This window comes from Sphingomonas sp. KC8 (assembly GCF_002151445.1).
In the GTDB taxonomy this organism is placed as follows: Bacteria; Pseudomonadota; Alphaproteobacteria; order Sphingomonadales; family Sphingomonadaceae; genus Sphingomonas_E.
In genome coordinates, this window is record NZ_CP016306.1 from 2,134,467 (window position 1) to 2,161,140 (window position 26,674).

The 26,674-nt window shown below is 64.2% G+C and carries 25 protein-coding genes and 1 pseudogene; 7 read left to right on the forward strand and 19 right to left on the reverse strand.

Annotated features, from left to right (window positions below; translation table 11 throughout):
* Positions 1 to 20 precede the first annotated feature (20 nt).
* Positions 21 to 380, forward strand: a complete 360-nt coding sequence (locus tag KC8_RS10115; RefSeq protein ID WP_010127456.1) for a hypothetical protein — start codon at positions 21 to 23, stop codon at positions 378 to 380.
* Between the two features lie 75 nt (positions 381 to 455).
* Positions 456 to 1,154, forward strand: a complete 699-nt coding sequence (locus KC8_RS10120; RefSeq protein WP_010127455.1) for a GNAT family N-acetyltransferase — start codon at positions 456 to 458, stop codon at positions 1,152 to 1,154.
* Between the two features lie 144 nt (positions 1,155 to 1,298).
* Here the strand turns inward: KC8_RS10120 and KC8_RS10125 are convergent.
* From KC8_RS10125 to KC8_RS10135, 3 genes and pseudogenes are all read right to left on the reverse strand, one after another.
* Positions 1,299 to 1,597, reverse strand: a pseudogene (locus tag KC8_RS10125) (GIY-YIG nuclease family protein).
* A gap of 100 nt (positions 1,598 to 1,697) precedes the next feature.
* Entirely contained in the window at positions 1,698 to 3,011 is a 1,314-nt protein-coding gene (locus tag KC8_RS10130; RefSeq protein WP_010127862.1) for a L,D-transpeptidase family protein, read from the reverse strand.
* A gap of 17 nt (positions 3,012 to 3,028) precedes the next feature.
* Positions 3,029 to 3,277, reverse strand: a complete 249-nt coding sequence (locus tag KC8_RS10135; RefSeq protein WP_029624865.1) for a hypothetical protein — start codon at positions 3,275 to 3,277, stop codon at positions 3,029 to 3,031.
* Positions 3,278 to 3,612: 335 nt separating this feature from the next.
* On the opposite strand from KC8_RS10135, the gene KC8_RS10140 reads away from it, so the two are divergent.
* The 3 genes from KC8_RS10140 to KC8_RS10150 all read left to right on the forward strand — a co-directional run bounded on the left by KC8_RS10140 (position 3,613) and on the right by KC8_RS10150 (position 5,988).
* Positions 3,613 to 4,620: an LLM class flavin-dependent oxidoreductase gene (locus KC8_RS10140; RefSeq protein WP_010127865.1), complete on the forward strand. Its 1,008-nt coding sequence runs from the start codon at positions 3,613 to 3,615 to the stop codon at positions 4,618 to 4,620.
* A gap of 62 nt (positions 4,621 to 4,682) precedes the next feature.
* On the forward strand, positions 4,683 to 5,558 hold the full coding sequence (gene yghU, locus KC8_RS10145; protein WP_010127866.1) for a glutathione-dependent disulfide-bond oxidoreductase: 876 nt from the start codon (positions 4,683 to 4,685) through the stop codon (positions 5,556 to 5,558).
* 43 nt (positions 5,559 to 5,601) lie between these two features.
* Positions 5,602 to 5,988 (forward strand): nuclear transport factor 2 family protein, encoded by a 387-nt coding sequence (locus KC8_RS10150; RefSeq protein WP_010127867.1) that lies wholly within the window; start codon positions 5,602 to 5,604, stop codon positions 5,986 to 5,988.
* Positions 5,989 to 6,025: 37 nt separating this feature from the next.
* On the opposite strand, the gene KC8_RS10155 is transcribed toward KC8_RS10150, so the two are convergent.
* Genes KC8_RS10155 through KC8_RS10165 form a run of 3 tightly spaced genes read right to left on the reverse strand, consistent with a single transcriptional unit; the run spans position 6,026 to position 11,330 of the window.
* Positions 6,026 to 7,090: a phytase gene (locus KC8_RS10155; protein WP_010127868.1), complete on the reverse strand. Its 1,065-nt coding sequence runs from the start codon at positions 7,088 to 7,090 to the stop codon at positions 6,026 to 6,028.
* Positions 7,087 to 8,484: a purple acid phosphatase family protein gene (locus tag KC8_RS10160; protein WP_010127869.1), complete on the reverse strand. Its 1,398-nt coding sequence runs from the start codon at positions 8,482 to 8,484 to the stop codon at positions 7,087 to 7,089. The genes KC8_RS10155 and KC8_RS10160 overlap by 4 nt, the downstream gene beginning before the upstream one ends.
* Positions 8,484 to 11,330, reverse strand: a complete 2,847-nt coding sequence (locus KC8_RS10165; protein WP_010127870.1) for a TonB-dependent receptor — start codon at positions 11,328 to 11,330, stop codon at positions 8,484 to 8,486. Before KC8_RS10165 ends, KC8_RS10160 begins: the two co-directional genes overlap by 1 nt.
* Positions 11,331 to 11,502: 172 nt before the next feature.
* On the opposite strand from KC8_RS10165, the gene KC8_RS10170 reads away from it, so the two are divergent.
* Both KC8_RS10170 and KC8_RS10175 read left to right on the forward strand, forming a co-directional pair.
* Positions 11,503 to 12,444 carry an oxidoreductase gene (locus tag KC8_RS10170; protein ID WP_010127871.1) on the forward strand — a complete coding sequence of 314 codons (942 nt, stop codon included), beginning with the start codon at positions 11,503 to 11,505 and terminating at the stop codon, positions 12,442 to 12,444.
* Positions 12,445 to 12,761: 317 nt separating this feature from the next.
* Positions 12,762 to 13,076 carry a hypothetical protein gene (locus tag KC8_RS10175; protein WP_138956804.1) on the forward strand — a complete coding sequence of 105 codons (315 nt, stop codon included), beginning with the start codon at positions 12,762 to 12,764 and terminating at the stop codon, positions 13,074 to 13,076.
* 21 nt (positions 13,077 to 13,097) lie between these two features.
* Here KC8_RS10175 and KC8_RS10180 read toward each other — a convergent pair whose 3' ends face one another.
* From KC8_RS10180 to KC8_RS10240, 13 genes are all read right to left on the reverse strand, one after another.
* The gene (locus KC8_RS10180; protein WP_010127874.1) at positions 13,098 to 14,441 is read right to left on the reverse strand and encodes an MFS transporter; all 1,344 of its coding nucleotides are present in this window, start codon (positions 14,439 to 14,441) and stop codon (positions 13,098 to 13,100) included.
* A gap of 19 nt (positions 14,442 to 14,460) precedes the next feature.
* Complete coding sequence (locus tag KC8_RS10185) at positions 14,461 to 15,327, reverse strand: SDR family NAD(P)-dependent oxidoreductase (protein ID WP_010127875.1); 867 nt, start codon at positions 15,325 to 15,327, stop codon at positions 14,461 to 14,463.
* Positions 15,327 to 16,133: an acetoacetate decarboxylase family protein gene (locus KC8_RS10190; RefSeq protein WP_010127876.1), complete on the reverse strand. Its 807-nt coding sequence runs from the start codon at positions 16,131 to 16,133 to the stop codon at positions 15,327 to 15,329. The genes KC8_RS10185 and KC8_RS10190 overlap by 1 nt, the downstream gene beginning before the upstream one ends.
* 88 nt (positions 16,134 to 16,221) lie before the next feature.
* Entirely contained in the window at positions 16,222 to 17,220 is a 999-nt protein-coding gene (locus tag KC8_RS10195) for an aromatic ring-hydroxylating oxygenase subunit alpha (RefSeq protein ID WP_010127877.1), read from the reverse strand.
* A 136-nt stretch (positions 17,221 to 17,356) separates the two neighbouring features.
* Complete coding sequence (locus tag KC8_RS10200; protein WP_010127878.1) at positions 17,357 to 18,292, reverse strand: LysR family transcriptional regulator; 936 nt, start codon at positions 18,290 to 18,292, stop codon at positions 17,357 to 17,359.
* A gap of 130 nt (positions 18,293 to 18,422) precedes the next feature.
* Positions 18,423 to 19,613 carry an amidohydrolase family protein gene (locus KC8_RS10205; RefSeq protein WP_010127879.1) on the reverse strand — a complete coding sequence of 397 codons (1,191 nt, stop codon included), beginning with the start codon at positions 19,611 to 19,613 and terminating at the stop codon, positions 18,423 to 18,425.
* Between the two features lie 130 nt (positions 19,614 to 19,743).
* Positions 19,744 to 21,021, reverse strand: coding sequence for an MFS transporter (locus KC8_RS10210; RefSeq protein WP_010127880.1), 1,278 nt, complete (start codon positions 21,019 to 21,021; stop codon positions 19,744 to 19,746).
* Between the two features lie 13 nt (positions 21,022 to 21,034).
* The gene (locus KC8_RS10215) at positions 21,035 to 23,380 is read right to left on the reverse strand and encodes a TonB-dependent receptor (protein ID WP_232455518.1); all 2,346 of its coding nucleotides are present in this window, start codon (positions 23,378 to 23,380) and stop codon (positions 21,035 to 21,037) included.
* A 223-nt stretch (positions 23,381 to 23,603) separates the two neighbouring features.
* Positions 23,604 to 24,026 (reverse strand): hypothetical protein, encoded by a 423-nt coding sequence (locus KC8_RS10220; RefSeq protein ID WP_010127883.1) that lies wholly within the window; start codon positions 24,024 to 24,026, stop codon positions 23,604 to 23,606.
* Positions 24,027 to 24,064: 38 nt separating this feature from the next.
* A complete protein-coding gene (locus tag KC8_RS10225; RefSeq protein WP_010127884.1) occupies positions 24,065 to 24,595 on the reverse strand; it encodes a carboxymuconolactone decarboxylase family protein in 531 nt (176 codons plus the stop codon).
* Positions 24,585 to 25,079, reverse strand: coding sequence for a hypothetical protein (locus KC8_RS10230; protein ID WP_010127885.1), 495 nt, complete (start codon positions 25,077 to 25,079; stop codon positions 24,585 to 24,587). The genes KC8_RS10225 and KC8_RS10230 overlap by 11 nt, the downstream gene beginning before the upstream one ends.
* Before the next feature lie 46 nt (positions 25,080 to 25,125).
* Positions 25,126 to 25,728, reverse strand: a complete 603-nt coding sequence (locus tag KC8_RS10235) for a TetR/AcrR family transcriptional regulator (protein WP_010127886.1) — start codon at positions 25,726 to 25,728, stop codon at positions 25,126 to 25,128.
* Between the two features lie 86 nt (positions 25,729 to 25,814).
* Positions 25,815 to 26,540 (reverse strand): energy transducer TonB, encoded by a 726-nt coding sequence (locus KC8_RS10240; protein WP_232455519.1) that lies wholly within the window; start codon positions 26,538 to 26,540, stop codon positions 25,815 to 25,817.
* Positions 26,541 to 26,674: the final 134 nt, after the last annotated feature.

Below are 26,674 nucleotides of genomic sequence, written 5' to 3' on the forward strand. Positions count from 1 at the left end.
GGCGAATAGGGATTGCCGGCATGACCGCGTTCGCAATGGCCGCACCGGCCAGCGCGGCGACGCTGATGCTTGACCCGGCGGCCGGCCCCGTCCCGTTCCAGCTGAATACGCCCCCGACATGGGACATCTACCAGCGCGGCGCTTATCCGTTCGGCGGCCAGCCGCCGGCGGAAGGTGGATTGCTGTCCACGACGCCCGAACCCGAAATGGGATATAACCGCCGGCGCTGGCCGCCACCGTCCGAAGCAGCGGAAATCGTGGCGGAACCGGCCGAGCCGAACCGATCCGGCGGCTGGCTGCCGCTGATCGGCGGGGTTCTGCTGGTGGCGTATAGAATGCGCCGCGCCCGTGGCCGGACCCGTTTCACATCGGCCGTCTAGCACGCCCCCCGATCCGCCGACCGGCGCCATAAAAGACATGGCCGGCGCCCGGCCTGCCGGTTTAATACCAGCGCCATGACCGCCCCCCATCCCCTTGACCGCCCCGTCTGGAACGCGCTGACGACGCGGCAGGCGCATATCGCCCAAGGCGACGCGCGAGCGCTGCGATTCGCCCCCGATTACGGCCTGTTCGCGGCAACCGCCGACAAATCGGACGCGAGCCTCCAGGCATTGTCGGCCCTGATCCCCGCCCAAGGCCAGATCTGGATCGTCGAAGCCGAGGAAACACCGCCGCCGCCCGGCGCGATCGTCATCCACCAGAGCGGCCTGCACCAGATGATCGCCCCGGCCATCATCCCGGCCCGACCGGCTTTCACGATCGAGCCGCTGACCGAAGCGGATGCGCCGGCGATGCAGGCGCTGGCCGCATTGACCGAACCCGGCCCGTTTTTCGCGCGCACGCACCGGCTGGGCCATTTCGTCGGGGTGAAGCGGGATGGCCGGCTGGTCGCCATGGCCGGCGAACGCATGAAGCCGGAAGGCTTTACCGAAGTCAGCGGCGTGTGCACCCACCCCGATTTTCGCGGGCAAGGCTATGCCGGCGGCCTGATGCGCGTGGTGGCCGAACATATTCTGGACCGTGGCGAAACACCGTTCCTGCACGTCTATCCCACCAACACGGGCGCCATCGCGCTGTACGAAACACTGGGCTTCACCCTGCGGCGCGCGATCAGGATGACGGTGCTGGCCAAGGCGGACGCCGGCCCGGCCTAGGCGGCGCGGCCAAATGCGGCCAATGGCCGCTGCCCAATGCTTCCGGCCCAAAAGCGGACTGTCAGGAGCCGCCGACATTGCGGACGTTCGTTAAATCTCGTCGTCACCCCGGGCTTGACCCGGGGTCCCGCTTTGACGGTGGCGTCAGGCAAGGTGCGCATAGAGATCGAGCCACTCGGGATTGCCCCGCTCGATCAACGCGAATTTCCATTCGCGCCGCCAGCGCTTCAGGCGCTTTTCCTGTGCGATACCATCGATGATGGAGGCCACCTGTTCGGCCCACACAAGCCTGTCCAGCCGATAACGCCGGCAGAAATCCGACCCATCACCTGTGCGGTGCTGGTGAATGCGTGCCGCCAGATGGGATGTCACGCCCACATACATGGTGCCCGATAGCGATCGGCCATGATGTAGACCCAGCCGCCTTGCCGATCTCGTTCCATGACAGCAGAACAGAAGAAGCGGGCCCCCGGGTCAAGCCCGGGGTGACGGGGGAAGGATGTCCGCTCCCCCGACATTCAAGCCATCCGCCGCCGCCCGCCTTCATTCATCCCGGCCGTAGACATCCTTGCGAAAGACGATGCCGGCATCCGTGGCGTCGGCGGTGATATAGGTCAGGTAGACCGGCACCTGCACGGGCAATGGCACGGCCTGTTCGGGTTCCCTCGACGCCGCCCTGAGCGGCTTTTGCAGAAGCCACCGGCCAAGTTCGGCCGCATTTTCCAGCCGGATGCAGCCATTGCTGAAATGCCGGTCGGGCTTTTTCAGGAGATCGCGGTCGGGCGTGTCGTGCAGGTAGATCCCTTCGTCATTGGGGAACAGAAATTTGACGCGTCCCATCGAATTGCCCGCCCCCGGCCGTTCGCGCAGGCGCACCTCGGTCTGGCCGGAGGCGACCGCCGCCCAATCGATCGACGATGCCGCCAGCGGGCGGGGCGCGGCGCTCCAATCCGACAGCACTTCCATATTCATCGACGCCAGCGTGCGGCCCGCCAATATCTTGGGGGCGATGCGGTTACGCGCGAGATAGGTCGGCACGTTCCAATAGGGGTTCAGGATCGCCCATTGCAGCGTTCCGGCGAGCATCGGCGTCTGGGTTTCCGGCGCGCCCACCACGACACGCATCATCCCCGCCTGCCGGCCTTCCCCATAATACCAGAGGCGGCCGGACGACGAGTCCACCACGATATGATGCGCCCACGGCCCCGGCAGCAACCGGGCACGATCGAGATTGAGGTGCAGCCGCGCCATCACCGCATCCGACGCCCCTTCCCGTTCGGCGCGGGCGATCAATTGGCGCAGACGGACATAATGCGCGCTCATCCAGCCCATATTGGCCAGATAATCGTCGAATGATTTGCGGAAAGCCGCTGCCCGCAGCACCGCATCGGGGCGTGGCCGCTTCGGTTTCAGCCCGCGATCGGCATAGATCATGCGCACCCCATCGGGGCGGCGCTGATCCTGCACATAACGGACAAAGGCGGCCGACAGCATATATTCGGCGCGGGCCAGCGCACGCGGATCGCCCCCGCGCGCATCGGCAACGGCCGCGCGCAGGCGATGGACCTTGTAGGATGCGGGCTTCAACCCATCCAGATCCGCCGTCGCCAGATAGTCGATCAGCCGGCCGGCCGACGGGCCGATCTTGCCCGACGATATCCAGAGCGGACGAAAACCGCGTTCGGCATAAAATCGCTTCAGCCCGCCGCCGGCCTCGTCGCGCAGCGCGGTGCCGAGCCTATCGGCCCGATCCGCAGGCGCAGCACTGGCGGCAGCCGCCTGCGCGCGCGCGGGCATGGCGGCGCAAAAGGCGGTCATCGTGCACAGCAGGGTCAGGGGAATGCGGTAGCGCCGCATTCCCCGAAACGCGGTGATCAGCCCCGTTCCCCCGTACGCGTCGGTGCGGGCGGCGGCGGCGGCGCGGGCACCGCATTGGGATGATAGATGCCATCGGCGGAATAATAGCCATCAATGATGCCATCGCCGTCACGATCGGCGGCCACGCTGCCGGCCACGGCGCCGGGCGGGGGCGGCGGGGCCGCCTCGACTTGTTGTTCCGGCTTGGAGCAGGCGGCCAGCGCCAATGTGCCAAGACCCGCGAGCAGGATGGATCGGAACCGCATATTCATGTCTTCCCTTGAACCGCGTGACAGGAGATGTTCCGCACGCAAATCCGCCAACACCCAAGGCGCAAAAAAGAGCCGTTCGCATCGGGGCGATCCATCGCCAGAGCGACAAAGAGTGCGTCACGCGCGACAGTTCGTGGCATGCAGGGTGGAAAGGGCCACATTCACGGCGCGCGCTGGCGCGATTCCGCCAGCCGCAGATCCTGTATCAACCCGTGGCACGACACCCGCCGCGCCAAGGCACCTCGCCGTCCCACCCGCCCGACCGGGACGAACATGGCCGTTGGAATTACCAGGACCAGACCATAGATCAGGCGCATCAGGAGAATAGCATGACGGCCTTGTCGATCCTCGACCCCATTCGCGTCACCCGATCCACCAACGCGCGCGGTGCGCTGGACAATGCCCGCGATCTGGCCGCGCGCGCCGAAGACTGGGGGTATCAGCGTTTCTGGGTGGCCGAACATCATAACATGCCCGGTATCGCCAGCGCTGCGACCGCAGTGGTGATCGCGCATATCGCGGCCGGCACGCACCGCATTCGGGTGGGCGCGGGCGGCATCATGCTGCCCAATCACGCGCCGATCGTGATCGCCGAACAATTCGGCACGCTGCACCATCTGTTTCCCGGCCGGATCGAACTTGGCCTTGGCCGCGCGCCGGGGACCGATCAGGCCACGGTATATGCGTTGCGCCGGTCGCTTTCGGCCGCCGAGACCTTTCCGCAGGACGTGCTGGAACTGCAAGGCTATTTCGCGGCTTCGGCGGCGGACCAGCGGGTGCAGGCCGTGCCGGCCGCCGGGACCGACATTCCCCTGTGGATCCTGGGTTCCAGCACCTATGGCGCGCAACTGGCCGCCGAACTCGGCCTGCCTTACGCCTTCGCATCGCATTTCGCCCCCGCCGCCCTGCTGCCGGCGCTGCGCATCTACCGCGAACGATTCCGGCCGTCGGCGCAACTCGCCCGGCCTTATGCGATGGTCGGGATCAACATCATCGTGGCCGACAGCGACAGCGCCGCCCGGCGGTTGGCGACATCGCAACAGATGTCGTACACCAATTTGTTCCGGGGCGACCGCCAGCTGAGCGGGCCGCCGATCGACGATATCGAAACCTACTGGTCGCCCACCGAAAAGGCGCAGGCGATGCAGATGCTGACGCGATCGATCATCGGTTCGCCCGCTACCGTGCAAGCGGGGATGGCGGACCTGATCGCGGAAACCGGCGCCGACGAACTGATGGTCGTATCCGACATTTATGACCATGCCGCCCGGCTGCGATCCTTTGAACTGACCGCGCAAATCCGGGCCAGCCTGTCGCCCGTCGCCGCCTGCGCCTGAACCGCTGGCCATCCGGCGACGGATCGGCCTATCGTCCCTGCCCAAGACATCCGGAGCCATCCATGACCGAAACGCCGCCTTATGCCCCGCCTGCCGTCTGGACCTGGGACAAGGAAAATGGCGGGCCGTTCGCCAGCATCAACCGGCCGATCGCCGGGCCGACGCATGACACGGACCTGCCGGTCGGCCGCCACCCGTTGCAGCTTTATTCGCTGGCCACGCCCAACGGCCAGAAAGTGACGATCATGCTCGAAGAGCTGCTGGCTCTGGGCCATCGCGGCGCGGAATATGATGCCTGGCTGATCCGCATCAACGAAGGCGATCAATTCGGCAGCGGCTTTGTCGACGTCAATCCGAACTCCAAGATCCCGGCGCTGATGGATCGCAGCGGGCCGGCCCCGATCCGGATCTTCGAATCCGGCGCGATCCTGCTGCACCTGGCCGAAAAGTTCGGCGCACTCATCCCCACCGATCCGGCGTCGCGCGCCGAATGCCTGTCCTGGCTATTCTGGCAGATGGGCAGCGCGCCCTATCTGGGTGGCGGTTTCGGCCATTTTTACGCTTATGCGCCGGTGAAGATCGAATATGCGATCAACCGCTTCGCGATGGAGGCCAAGCGGCAGCTCGACGTGCTGGACCGCCGCCTGGGGCAGAGCGCCTATCTCGCCGGCGCCGACTATTCGATCGCCGATATCGCGGTGTGGCCCTGGTATGGCGGGCTGGCGCAGGGCGCGCTGTACAATGCCGCCGAATTTCTGGCGGTCAGTGACTATGCCAATGTCCAGCGCTGGGCCGCGGCGATCGCATCGCGCCCGGCGGTCCGGCGCGGCCGGATGGTCAACCGCACCTACGGGGATCCGGCCGAACAGCTGCACGAACGCCATGACGCGGACGATTTCCTGACGAAGACGCAGGACAAGATCGCCCCGTCATCCTGACGCCCCTGCGGGGGAACGCCCCCGCCAGCAATGGAGCATTGCCATGAAAAGCGCCCGTGAACTGTCCCTGGCCTCGCTCGACGCGGTGAAGAGCCGCCAGCGCGAACTGTGGCTCAGCCTGTTCGCCGACGATGCGATCGTCGAAGATCCTGTCGGCCAGTCCCCGTTCGATCCCGCCGGCAAGGGCCATCGCGGCCATGAAGCGATCGGGCGTTTCTACGACATGGTCGTCGCCCAGAACACGACGTTCGAATATCGCATTCGTGAATGGTATGCCTGCGGCAACGAAGTGGCCAGCGCCGCCACCTTTGTGATCAGCAACGCGCACGCCACCAACCAGCAGGTCGACCTGATCATCATCCACAAGGCGAATGACGAAGGCAAGCTGACGTCGCTGCGCGCGTTCTGGACCTTTCCGTCGGCGGACTAACGGGAATGGCGGCGTCTGCGAGCCGCTGGTGTTCGCCTCACGGCAACACTAGCGCCTTGCGGACGGCGCGCCAGTCGACCAGCTTGTAATTCTGCTGCGGCCCCGCGCCATCGGCGGTGTCGTGCATGGCGATGGCACCTTCGGGATAGGGGCCGATCGGGCCGCTCCAGGCATCGAGGCCATCGGTGCCGGTAACCGCATCGATCGCCCCGCCTTCGACCGCGAACCGGCCCTGATAGGCATAAGTGTCGCCGTCGATCCGCCAGATCGGATAGGTCGCATCGCCCTGGCTGGACGCGATCAGATAGGCTGCGCCGCGATCGCGCATGATGGTCAGCCCTTCGACATCGGCGGTCAGGCGCTGGCCGTCGATCGGGGCGACCTTGAGCGGGGGCGCGCCCGCACCGGCGTTCAAGGCGAAGCGCCAGATGCCGACATCTTCTTCGCCGACATACAACATCCCGGCCGCATCGTCGGACACGCATCCTTCGGTCTGGCTGCCGAGCTTCATCACGCGATCCAGCCGGGCTTGCGGGCCTTTGGCGCCGGCCGAGACGGCATAAAGGCGAATTTCGCCCTGCTTGTTGTTGGGGATTAGGTAGGTGGTGTCGCCTTGCTTGCCCATGCAGAAACCGTAAGGCTCGCCCATGTCGGTGGGGATGAAGCCATAGCGTTGCAATTCCAGCGTCGCCGGATCGAACAGATAGGTCATGATCCCGAAGCGCTTGCGTTCGGCGGCGGCGACCAGCACATATTCGCGGCCATCGACCATGAAGCCGGGGCGCAGATCGACATTGTTGAGCGGCCCATCGGCGAAGAACTGGCGCACCTTGCCATCCATATCGTGCACATACAGCCCATCCGATTTGTCCGTGCCGAACAGCACGGCGCGGGCGGGATCGCGTGAATCGGCCCACAGGACGGGATCGTCGGCATCGACTTGCGGATCGGTGGTGACATGCGTTTCCATCGCGGCGGGAACCGCATGCGCCCGATCGCCCCTGGCCATCGTGCCCTGCGGCAGTTCAACCTCGGCGGCGGAACAGCCCGCCAGCAACGCGATAAGGAAGGGAGCGGCGAAGGATTTTGGTGTCACGATCATTTGCTCCGTGCCGTGCAGGGCAACCCATCCGGCCCCGTCGCGCCCTGGCAGCGCCGAAGGGTGATGGTTCCTGGCGTTTCCACCAGGCGGTTGCCGCCCCCGGCCTGACGGACCAGATCGAAGCCGTCGTAGAGCCGCCCGGTCGCCGTCCATGTCCGCAAAGCGAGCCGATCGGCACGCACATCGACGACCTGATACAATTCGGTGTCTTCGGCCACGCGATCGGGCTGCGTGCCCGCGCGATCGTTGAGCGCATACATCTTCGATCCGGTGACGGAAACGAGATAGACCGGCCCCTGCATCGTGCCGGCCTTGCGCGCGCGCGCCGACTGGGCCTTGCCCGCTTCCGCCGTCAGCCGGCTGTAGCAATGATCATGGCCCTGCAGCACCAGATCGACCTTACGGGCTTCGAACACCGGCTTCCACGCGGCCTTGAGCTTTTCGGTATCATCGGGGCGGGCGCAGGTGAAGATCGGCTGGTGGAAGGTGACGATGTTCCATTGCGCCTTACTCGACGCCAGTGCGGCATCCAGCCATTTCGTCTGTGTATCGAGCGCGCCAAGATCGAGGGCGGCTGTGCCATCCAACGCGATGAAGCGGACGCCCTGATAATCGACATAATAGGTCGTCGCCTTCACCCCGTCCGCGCCGTTGGCGGGCAAGGCGAACTGCCGGGGCCAATGGGGGCCAAGCCTGCGGCCTTCGGTGCCATCGGCTTGCGCCACATCGACATATTCATGGTTGCCGGTGGCGGGCAATTGCGGGACGATGGCGTAATTATAGGCGCCGGCCTGCGTCCATTCGCCCCATTCGTCGTCATGCACCTTTTCGTCGCGCTGCGCGACGAGATCGCCGGCATGGACGACCAGCGCGGGATCGGCGGTGGCATGGAATGCCTGCCGGATGACCCGCGATGCGATGCTGAGGATATTGTTCTGGGTGTCGCCCAGATAGAGGAAGCGGAACGGCCTGGGTTCGGCCGATGCCGTGCGGAACTGGAACCATTCGCTCCACCCCGCGCTGCCCTTGACCCGATAGACATAAGGGCGGCCGGGTTCGAGGCCGGTGAACCGCACCTGATGATAGATTGCGTCGCCATTTTCGGTGGTGATCGGGGCACTTGTCCCGGTGATGGTTCTGGCGCGGGCTTCAAGGCTGGGACCATCGATCGCCGGGGCGATCTGCGCCTCGGCCGCCGTCTGCGCGGTATCGGTGCGAAACGCGACCGCCATTTCACGCGATGCATCCGCACCGGCGCTCAGCACGATGCGATCGGGCAGGTTGCGCGCGGCATAAGGCTGCCCCGCCGAATGGGGCGGCGATGGCGGCGGCCCGGCGGCGATGGCCGGCCCCGCCATGACGAGGCCGGCGATCAGGATGGCAGCGCGGCGCATCAGAAATTCGCCCGCACGCCGAATTTGCCGGTCCAGCTATATTCTTCATACTGGAGCAGGCGATCGCGGCCCGGCCCCTTCTGGTAGGCGATGTACGGCGCATCCAGCCCGTTCACGAGTTCGGCGAAGATCTGGATATTCTTCGTGACCCGATATTTGCCGCTGAGATCGAGCTGGAAATGCTTGCGGACATAGCGGTCCTCGTCGGCGTCGCCGCCCAGTTCATCGAGATAGCCTGAACGATAGGCGCCGGCCACGCGCAGGCTGAGCGGCCCTTTTTCATAGCCCAATATGGCGTTGAATGTGTGCTTCGACGACGCCGGCAGCGGGATCGTGCGATCGCCAATATCCCCCTTAGCATCGGTATAGGTGTAGTTGAAATTGACGAGAAAACCATCGAGCGGCGCGGGCAGGAAGGTCAGCGCCTGCTGGTAGCTGAGTTCCAGCCCCTTCACCGTTGCCCGGTCGCCGTTGATCGGGATCACCGCCTCGCTGAACGACACCCCGTTATAGACGCCGTTATAAGGCGCATCGTCTTCGTCAAATTCCCGGTCGACGATGAAATTGTCGATGCGTTTCCAGAAGACACCCGCCTGCACCACCGCATTCTTGCCGAAATAATATTCGACCGAGGCATCGACGTTCCACGCCTTGTACGGTTTCAGCGCCGGATTGCCAAATTCGCCTTCGCGATCGCCATCGTCACTTTCCTCGACCACGAAGCGCGGCGCGAGCTTGGCGATATTGGGGCGGACCACGCTTTTGAACGCGGCCGCGCGCAGCACGATATCCTGTGCGGGCGCGAAACGCAGGTTCAGGCTGGGCAGCCAATCGGTATAGCTGCGCTTGAACCCGTTGGGCGTGACGAAAACCGTGTCTTCATCCAGCGTGACACCGTTATGGACGCCGCCTTCCTCGACCAGTTCGACCAGATTGGCGCGGATGTCGTTCTTGGTATGCTCGACACGCACGCCGCCGATGATACGCAGCGCCGTGCTGTCATAGCGGCCGAGCAGATAGCCTGCGTAAATATCTTCCTTCACGCTGAAATCGGCGATGTTCGATTCAAACTCGCTGTCGAGTGCGTTGCGTTCGAACGCCGAATAATCGCCGACCAGATCGCGCACCGCCGTCTTGCCGACGACGGGATCGATCACCGCCAGCCCATAATCCTGCCGGCCCAGCACATCGGCCAGCGTCAGATCGCCGTCATAGCCGTCGAACACGTCGAGTTGCAGATCGTAGGTCTTCTTGCGCAGGCGCGCCTTGCCGCCGAACTGGACGTCGAATTCGCCCTGCCCGAGCGCGAAGCTGCGGGTGATATCGGCGCGCAGCGTATATTCGCGGTCGCGCGCCTTGCTCAGTGTCGTGCGTTCGATCTTGTCGAATTCATAGCCCGCCGGATCGAGGAACAGATCATTGCCCTGCGTGATGCTGTAGGCGGGCTTCTTGTAGTTGCCGAAATCGAAATCGACGCCCAGCACATCATCGCCGTCGAACGTGCGTTCGAAGGCGGCCGGATCGATCGACCCATTTTCGGTTTCGCCTGATTTGGCGAGCGAGGCTTCATATTTGAAGGCCCACGGCCCGGTTTCCGTCTTTCCGCCCAGCGCGTAGGAACGGATTGTCTGCACTTCGTTGCGGTCTTTCAGGTCGCGTTCGACCTTGATTTCGCTGTCGTCCGCCCCGCCGCTGAGATAGCTGGGGCCGTTGGCCGTGCCGCCGACGGGGCTGGCGTCGCCCATGTCGAAAATCAGCCGGCGGCGATATTCCTGATCCTCGAACCGGCTGTAGAGGCCGCGCGCATAGAGTTCGGTCGTGTCGCTGGCGCGCCAGTCGAACGACAGCGATCCGCCGATCCGTTCGCGGGTGACATCATAATCGCGATATTCGAGCTTTTCGAACGTCGGGACGCCATTATCCTCGTCCCAGCCTTCCATCTCGATATTGTCGGTCGCGAACTTGCGGCGGTAATAGGAAAGGCCGCCGGCGATGCCGAAATCATCGCCCAGCCGGGTGGCGAAATCGACGCTGCCCTTGGGCGACAGCTTTTCGTTGAGGTCGTTATACGATCCTTCGGCCGAAATCGCGACGAACGGCTTCTTGCGATCGAACGCGCTGGTGGTGTTGATTTCGATCGACGCGCCGATGGTGTCACCGTCCATGTCCGGCGTCAGCGATTTCTTGATTTCGATCGATTCCACCAGTTCGGACGGAATGACATCGAGCGCGACCGAGCGCACATCGGATTCCGGCGACGGTATCCGGCTGCCGTTGATCGACGCCGAATTGAGGTTGGGATCCAGGCCACGCACCGACACGAAGCGCCCTTCGCCCTGATCGTTCAGGATGTTGATGCCCGGCGAACGGCGCAGCGCTTCGGCGACATTCTGGTCCGGAAACTGGCCGATCGCGTCACGCGTCAGCACGGTTGCCACGCCATCGGCCGCACGTTGGCGGGCAATCGAACTGCCGAGATTGGCCTGCTGGCCGATGACGAGGATGGTGTCGAGTGCGCCCTTGCCGGCGCTGAGGGCGATGCTGGTTTCGGTGGTGCCGGTCGCGGTGACATCCACTTCGGTCAGCTTGTCTTCCGCGCCCGCATAACGGGTGCGCAGACTGTACCGCCCGGCCGGAACATCGGAAAAGCGAAAGCTGCCATCGGCGCGGGCGGATGTGCGGCGGCGCAGCTGCTCGATCTCTACTTCTGCGCCTTCAAGGCCGCTGGTTCCACTGCTGTCGGAAATGGTGCCAGCCAGCGTGCCCGCAAAAGCGGGGCCGGAAAGAATGGTGGCCGCGACCAGTACGCCGATCGTCTTCAATCGCTTGCGGCTGTGATATTGCATACGTCCCCCGAAAAAACTCAAGCGCGTTCGGGGGGCGATTGGGCGAAGGGTGTGAAAGATCGGCGTCGTCTGAATGACGAATATATTAAACCGCAGAACAGCTTGCGTTAGGAACGCTGGTGGGACGGAGCATTGCGGGCCGCTGCGGCGCGCCCAAGGGGGCAGGACGAACATGCACAAATGGGGCGAAAACGACATTCCCGATCTGACGGGCAAGCGCGTGCTGATCACCGGCGGCGCCAGCGGCATTGGCCTGGAAGCCGCAAGGGCGCTGGCCCAGCATGGCGCAGACGTGATCGTGGCCGACCGGAACGAACAGATCGGCCGGACGATTCCAGACCGCATCCGCGCGCTGCGCGCAGACGCCCGGATATCGTTCCGACCCCTCGATCTGAGCCATTTGCAGACGGTGCGGGATTTTGCCGCGTCGATGATCGCCGAGGGCGAACCGCTCGATATCCTGATCAACAACGCCGGCATCCAGCCGATCAGCGACCGGCGCACCAGCGCCGATGGGTTCGAACTGACTTTCGCGATCGGGCATCTGGGCCATTTCACCCTGACCGGCCTCTTGCTGCCGCTGCTGAATGCGGCGCCGTCGCCGCGCGTGGTGACGGTATCGAGCATGGTGCACGGGCAAGGCGGGTTCGACTGGGCCGATCTGCAGATCGAACGGGGCTATCGCGCCCAGCGCGCCTATAATCAGACGAAGCTCGCCAACCTGCTGTTCGCCCGCGAATTTCAACGCCGGATCGACGACGCCGGCGGCAAGATCAAAAGCATCGCCGTCCATCCCGGCGTGGCGCAGACGTCGATCGGCGACAACCGCAAGCAATTGGGCAAATTCGGGCTGGGCGATTATGTCGTCAGTTCGATCCTGACGGTAGTGATGCCCTATCTGGGGCAGCCGGCGGCCGCCGGCGCCCTGCCGACCTTATATGCCGCCACCGCGCCGGACGCGGCGGGCGGCGGATTTTACGGCCCCGACGGGTTCGGTGAAATGAAGGGCGCACCCGGCCCGGCCCGGATCAAACCGGCGGCCCAGGACATGGCGATCGCCCGGAAGCTGTGGGATCTGACCGAACAGATGACCGGCGTCCGAATTACGCCCTGACCCGGCCGCCGGAAGATTCGCGGCCGGGTGTGCCGCGGCGGCGTATCGGGATTCGCCACCCCCCGATGCCACCGCCGGCCGCTGCGTCCTTTTGGAAATGCGCGGCCAATATCGCCCGGCGATCGATTGCCCGCCGCGTCCATCATGACGCCAAAAGGCCGTGTGGTGGTGCAGGGTTAGCGGACGGCCATCACCCGGGTGGAACGCCCGGCGGCCCCGCTTCAGCCGTTCCACGCCTGCCCGCGCGCAACAATAAAGTTGCCAAACGACCCCGTTTAATCGGATTGATGGGCATCGGGCATTCAGAGGCGATAGGAATGAGCGCAGTGGACGTGAGTACAGAAACCGGTGGCGTAGAGCGTATTCCTTCGGCCCCGCGCCCGAACATCGTATCGGATGAACTGCGCCGGATCGCTGCCATGCTGATCGATGCCTGCCCGCCCGAAACCGATGTCAGCTTCCACTTCGAAGACGCGCTGTACGTGCATATCGACGTGCGCAACCTGGAACATGTGACGATCGTCGAAGCGATCCTGCCCAAGCTGGGCGCCGGCATCTTTCACGACATCCAGCGCGGCAGCGCCCCGCACCGGCCATTCTTCCACCGCGTCAGCGCGCGGGTCGATCGCTGAATCCAAAAATCGGCGCGGGGATCAGGCCCGCGCCTCCAACGCCTTGCGGTAGATTGGCAGGCCGACCAGCAGCAGGCCGACGATCACCGGCAGCAGGATCGCACCGGCAAGCGCGATCGAATAACGGATCGCGCCTTCATCGCCGAAACCGAAATCGGTGATCGCGGCGATGAAGCTGGCCCCCAGCCCAAGGCCGACCAGATTGACGCACAGCAAGGTCAGCGCCATCACCTGACCGCGCAGCTGGTTGGGCGTCACATCCTGAATGGCCGAAATGATCACGCCCTGCGCCGCCTGGCCGATCAGCGTGCCGACCGCCATGAACGCCAGCGCCAGCGTGGCATTGGGCATCAGCGGCCCGACGATCAGCGGCAGCGCCTTCAGCACGGTCGTCACCAGCACGATCTGCAGATTGGCGTCCGCCCGGCCGGCGCGCATCAGCCGGCCCGAAAGCCAGCCGCCCATCAGCGTGCCGACAGCCCCGCAAACCAGCATGACCATGCCGTAATAGAGGCCGACCTGGCCGATCGTCATGCCATAGGTGCGGATCAGGAAGGTCGGATACCAGAGCGACACCCCGATCGAAAGCATCCCGATCAGCGAGATCGTGCCGATCAGCACGCCATAAAGCGGCCAGTTCGCCCGCAGATAGCTGAAGGTTTCCGCCAAGGGCATGGCCCGGCCTTCATACCCTTTGGCCAGTTCGCGCCGTTCCGGTTCGCGGATCGTCAGCAGCAGCAGGGCGATAATCGCGCCGGGCAGGCCGACGACGATGAACACCATCTGCCACGGCGCCAGCGCCCCGATCACCGGCAGGATGCCGCCGCCGATCCCGGTGAAATAATGGAGCAACGCGCCGCCGATGATCAGCGCCAGCCCGCCGCCGATCGGGTAGCCGATCGCATAGACGCTGATCGCCAGCGCGCGCCGCCGGCTATCGAAATAATCGCTGATCAGCGAATAAGCGGTCGGGCTGAGCGTCGCTTCGCCCACCCCCACGCCGATCCGCGCGGCGAACAGCGCGCCGAAACTGCGCGCCAGCCCGCACAGCATCGTCATCATCGACCAGAACAGCACCCCCCACACGATCGGCCGGGTGCGGTTGCGGCTGGTATCCACCAGCCGGCCGATCGGGATGGCCGCCACGCTGTAAAGCAGGGCGAAGGCGAACCCCTGCAACAGGCTGATCTGGAAATCGCTCAACCCCAGATCCTGCTTGATCGGGATCACCAGCAAGGTGAGGACGCGCGCGTCGATCGCGCTGAAGCAATAAGCCAGCGACAGGACGATCACGACATACCAGCGATACGCGGCACTCGGCGCGCTGCGCGTCAGGGCTGGTTCCGATGCTGCCGAAGTCGCCATGCGCGCGTCCCTTTATGCTTTACCAGGCCGACGCCGGATTGGCGCGCGCAAGCAGGTTTTCCGTTCGTTCGATCACTTTGGCGTCCCCGTCCGCGCTTTCGGGCAGCAGCCAGAATTGGCCCTGACGCACCCCTTCGATCGCGAAGCTCGCCACTTCTTCCGGCTCGGTCAACGCCATCTTGAGGCCGGTGGTGCGAACCAGATCCTCCATCGTTTCATAAGCCGGCTTGTTGCCGTCATCGTCGCCATAGTCCGCCGGGCGATTGCGCTTGGACGCAAGGATCGACGTGTTCACGACATGCGGCCCCGGAAACAGCACGGCGGCGCGCACCTTGCCGCCTTCGCGCAGCAATTGCTGGTGCAGCACTTCGCTGATGCTCGTCACCGCCGCCTTCGACGCCGCATAGATCGGCGTGTTGGGCAGCGATCGCAGGCCACCATTGGCCGACGAGGTGTTGATCACCACCCCTTCTTCACCCGACGCCAGCATCCGCGGCACGAACGCCCGGATGCCATAGACGACGCCGAACACGTTGACGTCGAAGCCCCAATGCCAATCGTTGGCGGGCAGCGACCAAATCGTGCGCTGCGCCTCGCCCAAGCCCACGCCGGCATTGTTGAACAGCAGATGCACCGCGCCAAACCGCGCCCACACCGCATCGGCCAGCGCATCAACCGAACCCGCCTTGGTGACATCGACCTGCATGCCGATCACATCGCCGCCGGTGTCCGCCGCAATCTCTGCTGCGGTGGCATCCAGCCGCGCCTGATCGATATCGGCCAGCACGACGCGTGCGCCTTGGGCCGCGAGCTGGGTGCCGATCGCCCGGCCAACCCCGCTCGCCCCGCCCGTGATGACCGCGACACGGCCCTTGAAATCGCGCATCAGGCCGCCTTTGCGCCAGCCAGCGCGATATCGACGCCGGGATTGGTCGGCGCGTCGTTCCGCCCCACCCAGAACGGTGCGATCCATTCGCCGGGCACGGTGCGCAGCAGCTGGCCGCTGGTGTTGGTCGCCCCTTCGACATAATCGAGGCTGACAATGCGGCGGATCGGCACGTCGACCAGCGGATCATATGCCGATTCATGGAATTTGATCGCGCCGTCGAATTTGCGCCGCAGATTATAATTCCGCTTCCAGTTCAGCCGGGTCAGATAGACGTCGCCGTCAAACTCGCCCGGCGTGCTGATCGATGGCAGGCCCTTGTAACAGTAGAAATATTCCTCGAACGGCGCGGGCACGCCCTGATCTTCGCCGATCGTGCCTTCCACTTCGAAATAGGTGATGCCGTGGCGGCTGCAGGTGGCGCGGACATGATCGCCATTCTTGTCGAAGGTGGTTTCCGCGATCTTCTTCGGTTCGCCAAAGCGTTCGCGCCCGCCGGTGACGACGGTTTCGCCCTCCATCGCCATGTGGAACACATAGCCGCCGGGCGTGCCTTCATAATCGCACATCACGCCCAACGTCAGCGCGCCGATCTCGATCGTCGTTTCCGGCGTCACGTGCATCGCGACATGCGCGAACTGGAGGAAGATTTCGGGCCGCGCCGCCGCCACCAGCGGGCGCGGCAGCATGGCATGGATAATTTCGGGATCGGCTTCATACAGCGCGCGAACGGTGCGCACCGTATTGTTGAGGCCCGACGTCGCGGCCGTCGCGACCGGGCCCTGAACGAAACGTAGCTTGGCCATATCTGTCCCTTTCCTGCGGGCAAAACTTCCCTGTCGCGCCAGGCCCGCTGCCTTGCGCGTGGATCATCGCTGTCGTGAAATGCCCGGCCTAGCCGGCGGCCATCTGCCGGGGCGTTTCCTGTTCGGTGTAAAATTGTTCGAAATAACGGCGGAAGCGCAGGATCGGCCCGTCGCCGTCGCACAACAAGGGTTCCGCGCGGTGGATCTTGTGGTGCCAGATCGGAATGTCGCCTTCGACGCCGGTCTGCCCGCAGGTATAGTCGATCGCGGTCAGCGCGGCCTGATGCGCGGGGGATCCTTCGGGGGTTTCGGGGAAGGTGAAGCAGAAGCGCAGTTCCACCTGATCCGCCTCCACCGGGGTGGCCAGCACCATCAGCGATAATGTGACGACGCCCTTCAGCTCGGTGAATTTCTGGCCTGCGCCATTCTGGATGGTGTTGACGCTGGACGGGATGATCTTCGTCGTGCCGTCGGGCATGGCGACGGCGCGTTCGCCATGCGCGTTGCTGCGGCGGATATGGCCGTCATAGACGGTCGTGCCCTCGGGCACCGCCTCCATCCCGTGGACATATTCGAAATGCGCGAAATCGACGCCGTTTTCGGCGATTTCCTGCGGGTTGCTGGCCAGCGTCCATTCGCGGCGGACGGTCTTGCTCCAACCCGCTTCGGTGAACGGGGCATGGTCGATCACGTCATAGGTCGGTTCGATCCGGTCAGGATGATACCAGGCCCAGACAACGCCATTCTTTTCCGCCACCGGATAGGGCCGCGCGATCGGTTCGCGCTTGGCCACCGGCGGCATCACCTTGGCATAAGGAATGTCGACGCAGAACCCATCGGCCCGGTAAGCCCAGTGATGGAACGGGCAGCGCAGCCGATCACCATCGACCGTGCCGCCATGCCCCATATGCGCGCCCAGATGCGGGCAATAGGCATCAAGCAGGCCGACCGTGCCTGATTCCCCGCGGAAAATGACGAGATCGCGCCCGAAATAATGAAGCGGTTTGACCTCTCCAACGGCGATTTCATCGCTGTAGCTGACGAAGAACCAGCCAAAGGGTATCGCCATCGGAAACCGTTGCAGCATCGCACTCTCCCATCCCCGGCCGGCTTTGCGCCGGTCCGGTCATCGCTTTTTGGCGCTGGACTATCAGAATAACCGCCTGAGCCTATCGGTGAAGTGGCCCCGCGCGGACGGACTGTGCGCCTACAAATACAATGGCCTAGCGCGCTGGCCGGATATGCGCCGTCAGCGCGTTCATCGCCGGGCGCATCCATGGGCGCAGCTTGGCATGTTCGAAACTGGCGGCGAGATGATCGATGAAGGCGCGGGTCGCCGCCGGCATCATGCCGGGTGAAAACACCGCCCACACCTCCTTGTCGTAAAAGGCCCAATCCTGGCTGAGCGCGAGCAGCCGGCCATCCATCAGATCGTCGCGGATCACGCTGATCGGCAGTTGCGCGATGCCCAATCCATGGCGCACCGCCGATGCCAGCGCGATGCCGCTATTGCTTTTCCACGCGCCCGAAACCTTGACCCGATCCTGCGCGCCATCCTGGCTGTTGAAATGGAAATAGCCGCCCAGATCGGCCAGACACGCATGCGATGCCAGCCCCGCCGGGCTATCCGGCCAGCCATGCCGTTCCACATATTCGGGCGACGCGCACAGGCAGTAGGACAGATAACCGAACAACCGCGCCTTCAGCCCGGAATCGACCAGCTTGCCATAGCGGATGACGACATCGAACTGTTCCTGCACCAGATCCGCCTCGCGCAGATAGGCGACCACTTCGAGCGAAATTTCCCGGTGGCGCGCGCTGAATTCAGCCACGATCGACGACATGAAGGTGACGCCGAAAATATCGCTGAGGCCGACCCGCAACCGGCCGACCGGGCGTTCCTGAAACTGCGCCATCTGCCGTTCGACATCGAGCAGGGATGCGCGCATTTCGAGACAGCGCTGCTGAAACAGATCGCCCGCCGCCGTCAGCGACAAGCGCCGCGTGGTGCGCACCAGCAATTGCGCGCCGACCCGCGCTTCCAACTCGCTCACCATCTTGCTGACATAGGATTTGGAAACGCCCAGCGCCTCCGCCCCGGCGGTGAAGCTGCCGGTATCGACGACCGCCAGAAACTCCTCAATGCCGCGCCACGTCACCTGCCTCGTCCCCTGCAATGCCGCTTCGAAGGCGACTTGGGGAGAAGAGCTAAACCGATGCGGGCGCGGGGGAAAGCCCGGCTGGCCCGGATTGTTCACAGTCCGGGCCAAATCCTTCACCGCCTCGCGTTCAGGCGGCACGTTTATCGAACTGCGCCTTGCGCGGGCCGATTTCGGCGGCGAGCTTCCACAGCGCATCCTTGTCGACGTCGTAAACCTGCAACGCATTGCCCGCGAGCATCTTCTGGATATCCACGTCCGGCAGGCCGCCCAGGCTGATCGTCATCTTGTCCAGGGTGGCCGGCCAGGTGCCTTCGGGGTGGGGATAATCGGTGCCCCACATGATCCGGTCGACCCCGATCTTGTAATAGGATTCGGTGGTTTCCTCATCCGGCAGCGCCGAACAGCCGACCCAGATGTTGCGCGCGAAATACTCGCTCGGTTTCATCGTCAGGTTCGAATTATAATCGCCCAGCTTGCCGCTGGTGTGTTTCACCGACGCGCGGATATCCATCAGTTCCAACACCCACGGGAACCAGAATTCGCCGCCTGCTTCGGTGAACGCCACCTTCAGGCGCGGATAGAGTTCGAACACCCCGCCGAAAATCATCGTCCACATCGGCCGGGTCAGCCAGAACGCATATTCGGACAGATAGGTACCGATCCAGCCGGGCTGGCTGGTGTCATACGCCGGCGCGCCGCCCGAATGGAAATGAACCGGCATGTTCAGTTCCTGCAGCAAATCCCACATCGGATAATATTTCCGATGGTTGTACATGGCATAGCCATCCATGATCGCGGGCAGAAACACGCCCTTCAGCCCGGCTTCGCGCGCCCAGCGGATTTCCTTCAGATTTTCGTCCACGTCATACAGCGCCGGGATCACGGCGAGACCAATCCGCCGCACCGGATCCTGGCTGCAAAATTCGGCCAGCCAGCGATTATGCGCGCGCGCACCCGCCCATTGCAGTTCGGGGGCAATGCCAAAGGGACGCAGGCCGACATCCGCGCCGAACGGCGGGGCGTTGCGTTCGGTGATGCCATCGGGAAACAGCACTTCGGCGGCAACGCCATCCTGATCGAGCACGCGGTTGCGGATCACCGGATCCCACGCGCCTTCCAGGCCGTCGCCCACGCGCGCACGCCATTTGGTGTTGAAATCGTCGAGCAGGAACAGTTTTTCATGTTCCTCGCGATTCTTGATTTCGATGGCGAGGCGCTGATCGAACTCAGCGTGATATTTGCTTTCCAGATAGTCGCGATAGCGTTCGGGCGGCAGCCCCACATGGCCGTCGGACGATATGACGAGATAGCGATCCATGACATTACTCCTGCTGTCGCTTGCGCGGGGCTTTCGCCTGCCGCGCATCGCGGCCGTCCCGGCGGCTTGTTCTGATGCTGAAGATTATCGCGCCGGCTTGCGCCACCACAAGGCAACCACCGCGCACATACTATCGCTCACAGGAAACGATCGCGCCGGTGCGGCTGCGGTTTTCCGCCAGTGCAGGGTTGATCCAGACATAACCGGACAAGGCCGCCATCAGCCCGCCAAGGACAATGAAGGGGCTGGGCGCGGACAATTCGTACAGCGTGACCGCAACCACCGGCGACACGACGATCGCCGCCCCGGCAATCGATCCCACCGCCCCCGCCACCGCCCCTTGCGCGCGATCGGACGCGGCCAGCGACGCGCCAGCCGTGTAACCCGGCCGGGCCAGCCCATAACCCAGGTTGATCAGCGCGAACGCGCCCAGCAGCGACATATAGCCCGGTAGTGCGACGATCAGCCCATTGCCGATCAGCGCCAGCACCGAACCCCAGCGCAGCAGCGCGCGCGGCATCATCCCCGCCAGCCCGACAAACCCCCATTGCGCCACCAGCCCGGCGATCGCGCCGGCGGCCATCGCCATCCCGATCGCGCCCTGCGCCTGAATGGGCGGCAGGCCGAGCCGATCGATGACAAGGAAACCCAGCGTATAGGTGTTGGCGGCCTGCGCCGAACTCATCGCGAACCCATAGATCAGGAACGGGCGGACGCGGGGATCGCGCCAGATTTCGCGCCCGCTGATGCCCGTGCCGTCGCCCCGCTGCGCGCACGCCATTGCGCGATCGCGCGGCAGGGCAGCCATGGCGAGCAGCAGAATGGCGATACCGCCCAGCGCAAACAGGAACATCGGTCCCGCCAGCCCCGCCGGCGGCAGGATCAGGAAGGGTGCCAGCGCCGGCCCCAGGATTGTGCCAAGGCTGAGCGCGCCGCCCAGTGCCGCGATTTCGCGCACGCGCCGCCCCCCGGCGCTATGATCGGCGACATAGGCTTGCGCCGCCGCCCCGGCCGCCGATCCGAACATGCCATAGGTGGATCGAACGATCAGGAAGGCGAGGAAGATGACGACCGGGGCCGCCAGCTGCGCAAGCCCCGCCAGCACCACCAATCCGCAGCCCAGCATCGAAACGATGAAACCGCACAAACCGACCAGAATATAAGGCTTGCGGCCGCTGCGATCGGATCGCTTCGCCCAATAAGGCGACGATATCGCCCACATCAGCGCCGACAGGGAAAAGATGCTGGCGATGAGAAAATCGGAAATCCCGATTTCGCGCCCCACCGCCGGCATCACCGAAATCAGCCCGGTATTGCCGATCGCGGTCGCCAGCGTCGTCGCGAACAGCGAGACGAAGGCGACACGCGACAGGCCGGGCTTATGCTGTTGCGCAACCACGGAATGCACGGCGCGGGCTGGATCAGAATTTCAGCTTGGCTTCCGCCCCGAAGCTGCGCGGATCGCCCCATTGCTGGACGGTGAACAAGCCAAGATTGATCGCGCTGGTGATGTAATGCTTGTCGGCCAGATTCTTGCCCCAGACGGAAAATTCCAGTTCCGCCCCGCGGCCCAGATCGATCCCGCCAAGCGCGATCCGGCCATCCACCAGGCCATAGGCCCGACGGTAAGTCAGCGGATCGGGCGAAATGTTGCTGTGCTGCCCGCTGCGCCACGAATAATTCAGGCTGGGCGTCAGGCTGAAATCGCCCACCGCGATGCGCCACATCCCGCCGATCTGGAAATTATGCCTGGGCACCAGCGGCACGACATAGCTTTTGGTGACATCCTGTCCGGTCGGCAGGATGAATTCCTTATATTTGGCCTTGGTATAACCATAGCCGAAGTTGATCGTGAAATTATCGATCGGACGCACCTGCCCTTCGACCTCGACACCGGTGAACGTCGCCTTGCCGGCATTGATGATGTTGGTCGTGATGAGCGCGGGAACAAACACGCCGGCCTGAAAATCCTTGTAGATGCTGTGATAGACCGCAAGGTTAAGCCCCAGCCGGCCATCCAGAAATACGCCCTTGGTGCCCAGTTCGAACGAGGTCAGCTTTTCGGGATTGAAGGCGGTGTTGAAGGCCGAATTGGCGGCGGCGGTATCGTTATAGCCACCGCTTTTGAAACCCGTGGCGAAGCGGCCATAGATGTTGAAATCAGGCTGGATCGCAAAGGAAATGCTGGCCTCGGGCGTCAGGCGCGACCAGGATTTTTCATTTTCCAGCGGGATCAGATCATATGGCCCCGGCCCGTTGCCAGTGGGCAATGCCCCCAGTGCCGGCCCGCCGCTGCGCGTGATCGGATTGCCGTTGGCATCGCGCTGGAACACGCCGGACAATGGATCGGCCGGGTTGGCCGCATATTTGCTGAACGAGAAAAACAGGTTGCGAACCCGCTTCGTTTCCTTCGTCCAGCGCAGGCCGCCTGTGACATCGAGCCTGCCGTCCAGCGCGGACGGGCTCCAGGTAAGCTGGCCATAGCCGGCGATCGACTTGTTATGCGCCCCCCGGTCGCTCAGATCGTAGCGGTTGTTGTTGCCGAGCGCGACCGACCAGCGCGGGTTATACACGCTATAGCTGTCGCGCATGAAAAAGGCGCCGAGCGTGTAGCGGAACTCCGCCGCCGTCCCGATCAGCTGCAATTCCTGCGTGAACTGGTGGTAATCATTATCAAGCGTGAAACGCAACAGATCGTAGCGCGTGCCATCGAAATCGCTGTTGCTGCGCGTTTGCAGGCCACGCCACGCGGTGATCGATTTCAGCGTGACATCGCCGATCGGCGTTGCGCCGGCATCAAATTCCGCCGTTACCGCATGGCCGAATACGCGAAAATTGCTGCGCCCGGTGGCGTCGGTCGAAATCCGATCCGGGCGATCGGTGTAGATCGCATTCTGGATCAGCGGGTAGAGCGGGCTGAGCGTGGGCGGGCCGTTCGGCGAAATCAGCCCCGGCGCGCTGATCGGCAACATCACGCCCGTGCCCTTGTTATCGGTGATGTCATAGGCATAGCCGATCGAAAGATTGCTCGTCGGTTCCCACAGCAGGCCGACGCGGGCGGCCCATTGATCCTGTTCGCCGAAATCGCGCGATGGCCCGTCATTCTTGAAGAAACCGCCAAATTGCCGACCGGATACGCCGAATTTGGCCTTCAGCGTGCCAAGCCCGCTTTCGATCGCGGGCAAGTCGAAATTCAGCTTCTGGGTATAAAGATCATGCTCGCCCGCACCGAGCACCAGCTGGCCGCCGAACTCGCCGGTCGGCTTGCGCGTCACCAGGTTGATCGCCCCGCCGATCGTGTTCTTGCCATACAGCGTGCCCTGCGGGCCGCGCAGCACCTCCACCCGTTGCAGATCGACGGTATCGAAGGCCGCCCCGGTCGATTTCGATACCGGCACGCCATCGATATAGATGCCGACCGGCTGGTCGCGCCCGAGGCTGGTATCGCCGGCCGGCGAAAGCCCGCGGATCGAAATCAGCGGGCTCCATGTATTGCCGACGGTTTCGTTGATCTGGATGTTGGGCACGACGGTGCCGATGTTCGCGACCGTCGTCGCGCCGGCGGCTTCCAGCCGCTGTTCGCTGATCGCCGAAACCGACAACGGCACATCCACCAGCCGTTCCTCGCGGCGCTGCGCGGTGACGACGATATCATCGAACCCGGCCGATGCCGCGCCGGCGGCATTATCCTGCGCCAGCGCGGGCGCTGCAATGGCGGTGGCCGCAACACTGTTCATCAGTACGATCAGTCTGGCGCGAAACTTCATAATCCCTCCCTTTGCCGGCAAGGCGGGATCATGCGTTCAGCCGGTCATGAACCGGCTCAATCCCCCCTGCCATGCTGCGGTTTTCGCAGTCATACCTGTGTTCCCGGGCGGCGCTTGCCGGCGCCGGCTCACGGGTTTGCGGCGGCATCCTTGCGGATGGCAGGGATCACAACAAGGGCGTGGTTATGACCAGACTGTTTCCGGGAGAGATCAAGTCATCCGATCAGGGGATGGGTTCCAATTCGTCCCATATCGGCCCGATCAGCGTGCGAAAGAACGCTTCGTCGGAATAAAGGCGCTCGCCCGACAGCAATCTATCGCCGAACGTCAGCACGCCAAGGATGCGGTGACGGCGGGGCGCCTGGCCGGCGGGGTGCAGCACCACCGAATATTCCTGCACCAGGCCATCTTCGCCAACCCACTCGCTATGCTGTTCGAACCCGGCGATCTGCGGCTGAACATTGGCGATGAAATGCTGGTAGTAACGCCGCGTCCGATCCATGCCGGTGAAGCGGCGCCCGATCGGATAGAAATCATAGACCGGCTCGCCTTCCATCGTCGCGAGGATCGCATCCAGATCGCCTTCGCCTTCGGTCCGTGCATGGTCGCGCGCGACGGCAACAAGTGCCGCAATATCCCGGATCATAGTCCCTCTCCCCCAGATCGATTTTCGAACCTGTTGTTTCAACCCGCGGAAATGGCGATCGACACTTCCATGATCGGCAGCGTCCCGTCCTCGGGCATTCCGCCGATGCTGACGGCCATGCGCGACGTGAAATTGAACGTCATCAGCGCAACCAGCATCGATGCGATTTCGTCCGGCGCGAATTCAGCCGTGATCTGTTCGGCCGCAAAGGCATTCACCCCGGCCGGAAAACCCAGATAGGAATCAGCCAGCATGATCGCGCGCTTTTCGCGATCGGACAGCGCACTTTCGGCATAGCCATCGGCCACCATTTCGGCGCGGTCCTCGGTCAGCCCATCGTTGCGCGCGACATCGTAGCGCACGGATTTGCAGAACACGCAGTTCACCGTGCGCGCGTTGCGCAGGCGGATGATTTCCAGCAGCGTCGGCGGCACCAGGCTTTCGCGCCAGACATGGCTGTTGAGCGTGATGATTTCAGACACGGTTTCGGGCACCAGCCCCATCGCGCTGTCGCGGATGACATTGCCGGTCTGCGTACCGGGGCCGTTGGCGCGGGGCTTAGCCGACATGAGCGACCTCCTTTGCGGAAAACTGGACAGCGATATCGCGCAGGCAGCGCGCGGCGCGGATGCGGCCGTCGATGCAGCCCAGCGCTTCGATCAGCAGGACCAGCCCGGCTTCGCCGACATGCGCCTTCACGGCGTCGGCCGCCTCGTCGGTGATCGACTGGGGATCCATCCAATAATATTCGGCAAACAGCATCGCCGCTTTTTCCGCGTCGGAGAAATGCGGCTGTTCCAGCGCCTCGCCCGCCAACACGCCCGCCCGGCGCTCAGCCGAAATCGCATCCGCGGGCAGATGGGGGTTTACCGCCGCAATCTCGGCCGGATCGGCGTGCATGCGGGCCAGCGTCAGCCGGCACAGTTCCAGCGTCGCGGCCGGGACATGCTGTTGGCGCCACAGGCTGACCCACAATCGGGCGAAGGTGTCGGCGGCCGGCCCCGCCTTGGCGAGATGCGCGTCGAGGGTGACGCTGGTCGGTATGTCCATCATTGGCATTCCTTTGCGTGGGCGATGCGTGAAGATTGAAGCGTGCGGATCAGGCCGGCAGCGGCGCGAGCGCGGCCCGAATGATATTCGGCAGATCAGTGGCGACGGCGCCCATCCTGGATGCGACGCTCATCCCCTGGCTCGTCAGCAGCAGCCAGCGGCTCGTAGCGCCCGGATCAAGATCGGCGCGGATCGAACCCGCCGCCTGCCCGCGCGCGATCAACCCCGCAAAGGCGCGCTCGACCCGGTCATAATAGCCGTCGACGATCGCCGAAACCTCCGGCTGGGATCGGCCGAGTTCGGCGACGGTGTTGGTGATGAAACAGCCGCGCCGGTCATAACCCTGGATATCGCCATGGCCGGTACGGTTGATCACCCCCGACGCGATTTCGAAATAGGCGACCAGTTCATCCAGCCCGGCACCGCCTTCGAGCAACGCGATATAGGGGGCGGCAACCGTAGCGAGATAATGGTCAAGCGCGCTGAGAAACAGCCCCGATTTGCCGCCGAACGCCTTGTACAGGCTATGCCGGTTCACGCCCGCCGCCCGCGTCAGCGTTTCGACGTCGCACTCCGCAAAGCCATCCTCCCAAAAGCGCAGCGTAGCCTGTTCGACCACCATGGTCCGATCATAGCTGGCAGGGCGTGGCATGAGCGTTACGGGCCTTCGATTCGTTACAGAACGATTATTCTGTATTACACGGCCCCGTCAACAGCGGAAATCGCGCGCCGCCCGGTTCAGCGCGGTTCCAGCCACCATGTCTGCTTCCACCCCTTCACATCCGCCACCGGACGCCCCTGCCCATCGCGCGCCGGCTGGTAGCGGAACCGCTGTTCGATCAACCGGCAGGTCGTGCTGTCCAGGTCCGCATGGCCGCTCGACGTGGTGACCTTGCAGCCGCTTGCCCGGCCATCGGTGCCGACCGCAAAACGCACGATCACCGTGCCGCCGGCCCGCGCCTTGCTGGCGTCGCGCGGATAATCGGAATCGCGGATGCGTCCGGCGATCAGCACGGCGCCCGTGCCACCGCCTGCGCCCGTGCCGCTGCCACCACTGCCCGTCCCTGTTCCAGCACCGCCACTGCCCGATCCAGGCCCGTCGGCGATGGCGGCCCCGGCAATGGCGGCACTGCCGGCGGCCGGCACGGGCGCGGCCGCGATCGGGCGCGGCACATCCACCCGCACCACCGGCGGCGGGGCCACGATCGGTTTGGCCACCGCCTTTTTGTTGGGCGGGGCCGCCGCCCCCTGATGCGCGCGCTGCATGGCCGGCGGTTCTTCCGTCGGCGGCGGTGGCGGCGTTTCGCGGACGTCGAACATCTTCAACGTATCGGCCAGCACCGGCACCATCCGCACATTCAGACCCGCGATCAGCGCATAGCCCAGCAGGCCGTGCACCAGGACCACGCCGATCGTCGCGGCCAACCGGCCGTTGTGCCTGCCGGGTGCGGCCTGGTCAGCCACCTGCACGGCCATGGCCCGCGCTAGATTGCCAGCGCGCGCGGGCCATGACGCACGGCAAAGGCCGGGATCGGATCGGTCGCATCACGCATGGGCGTCCTCCTGCATTCGCGGCGGATATCGCAGCGGGCGCATAA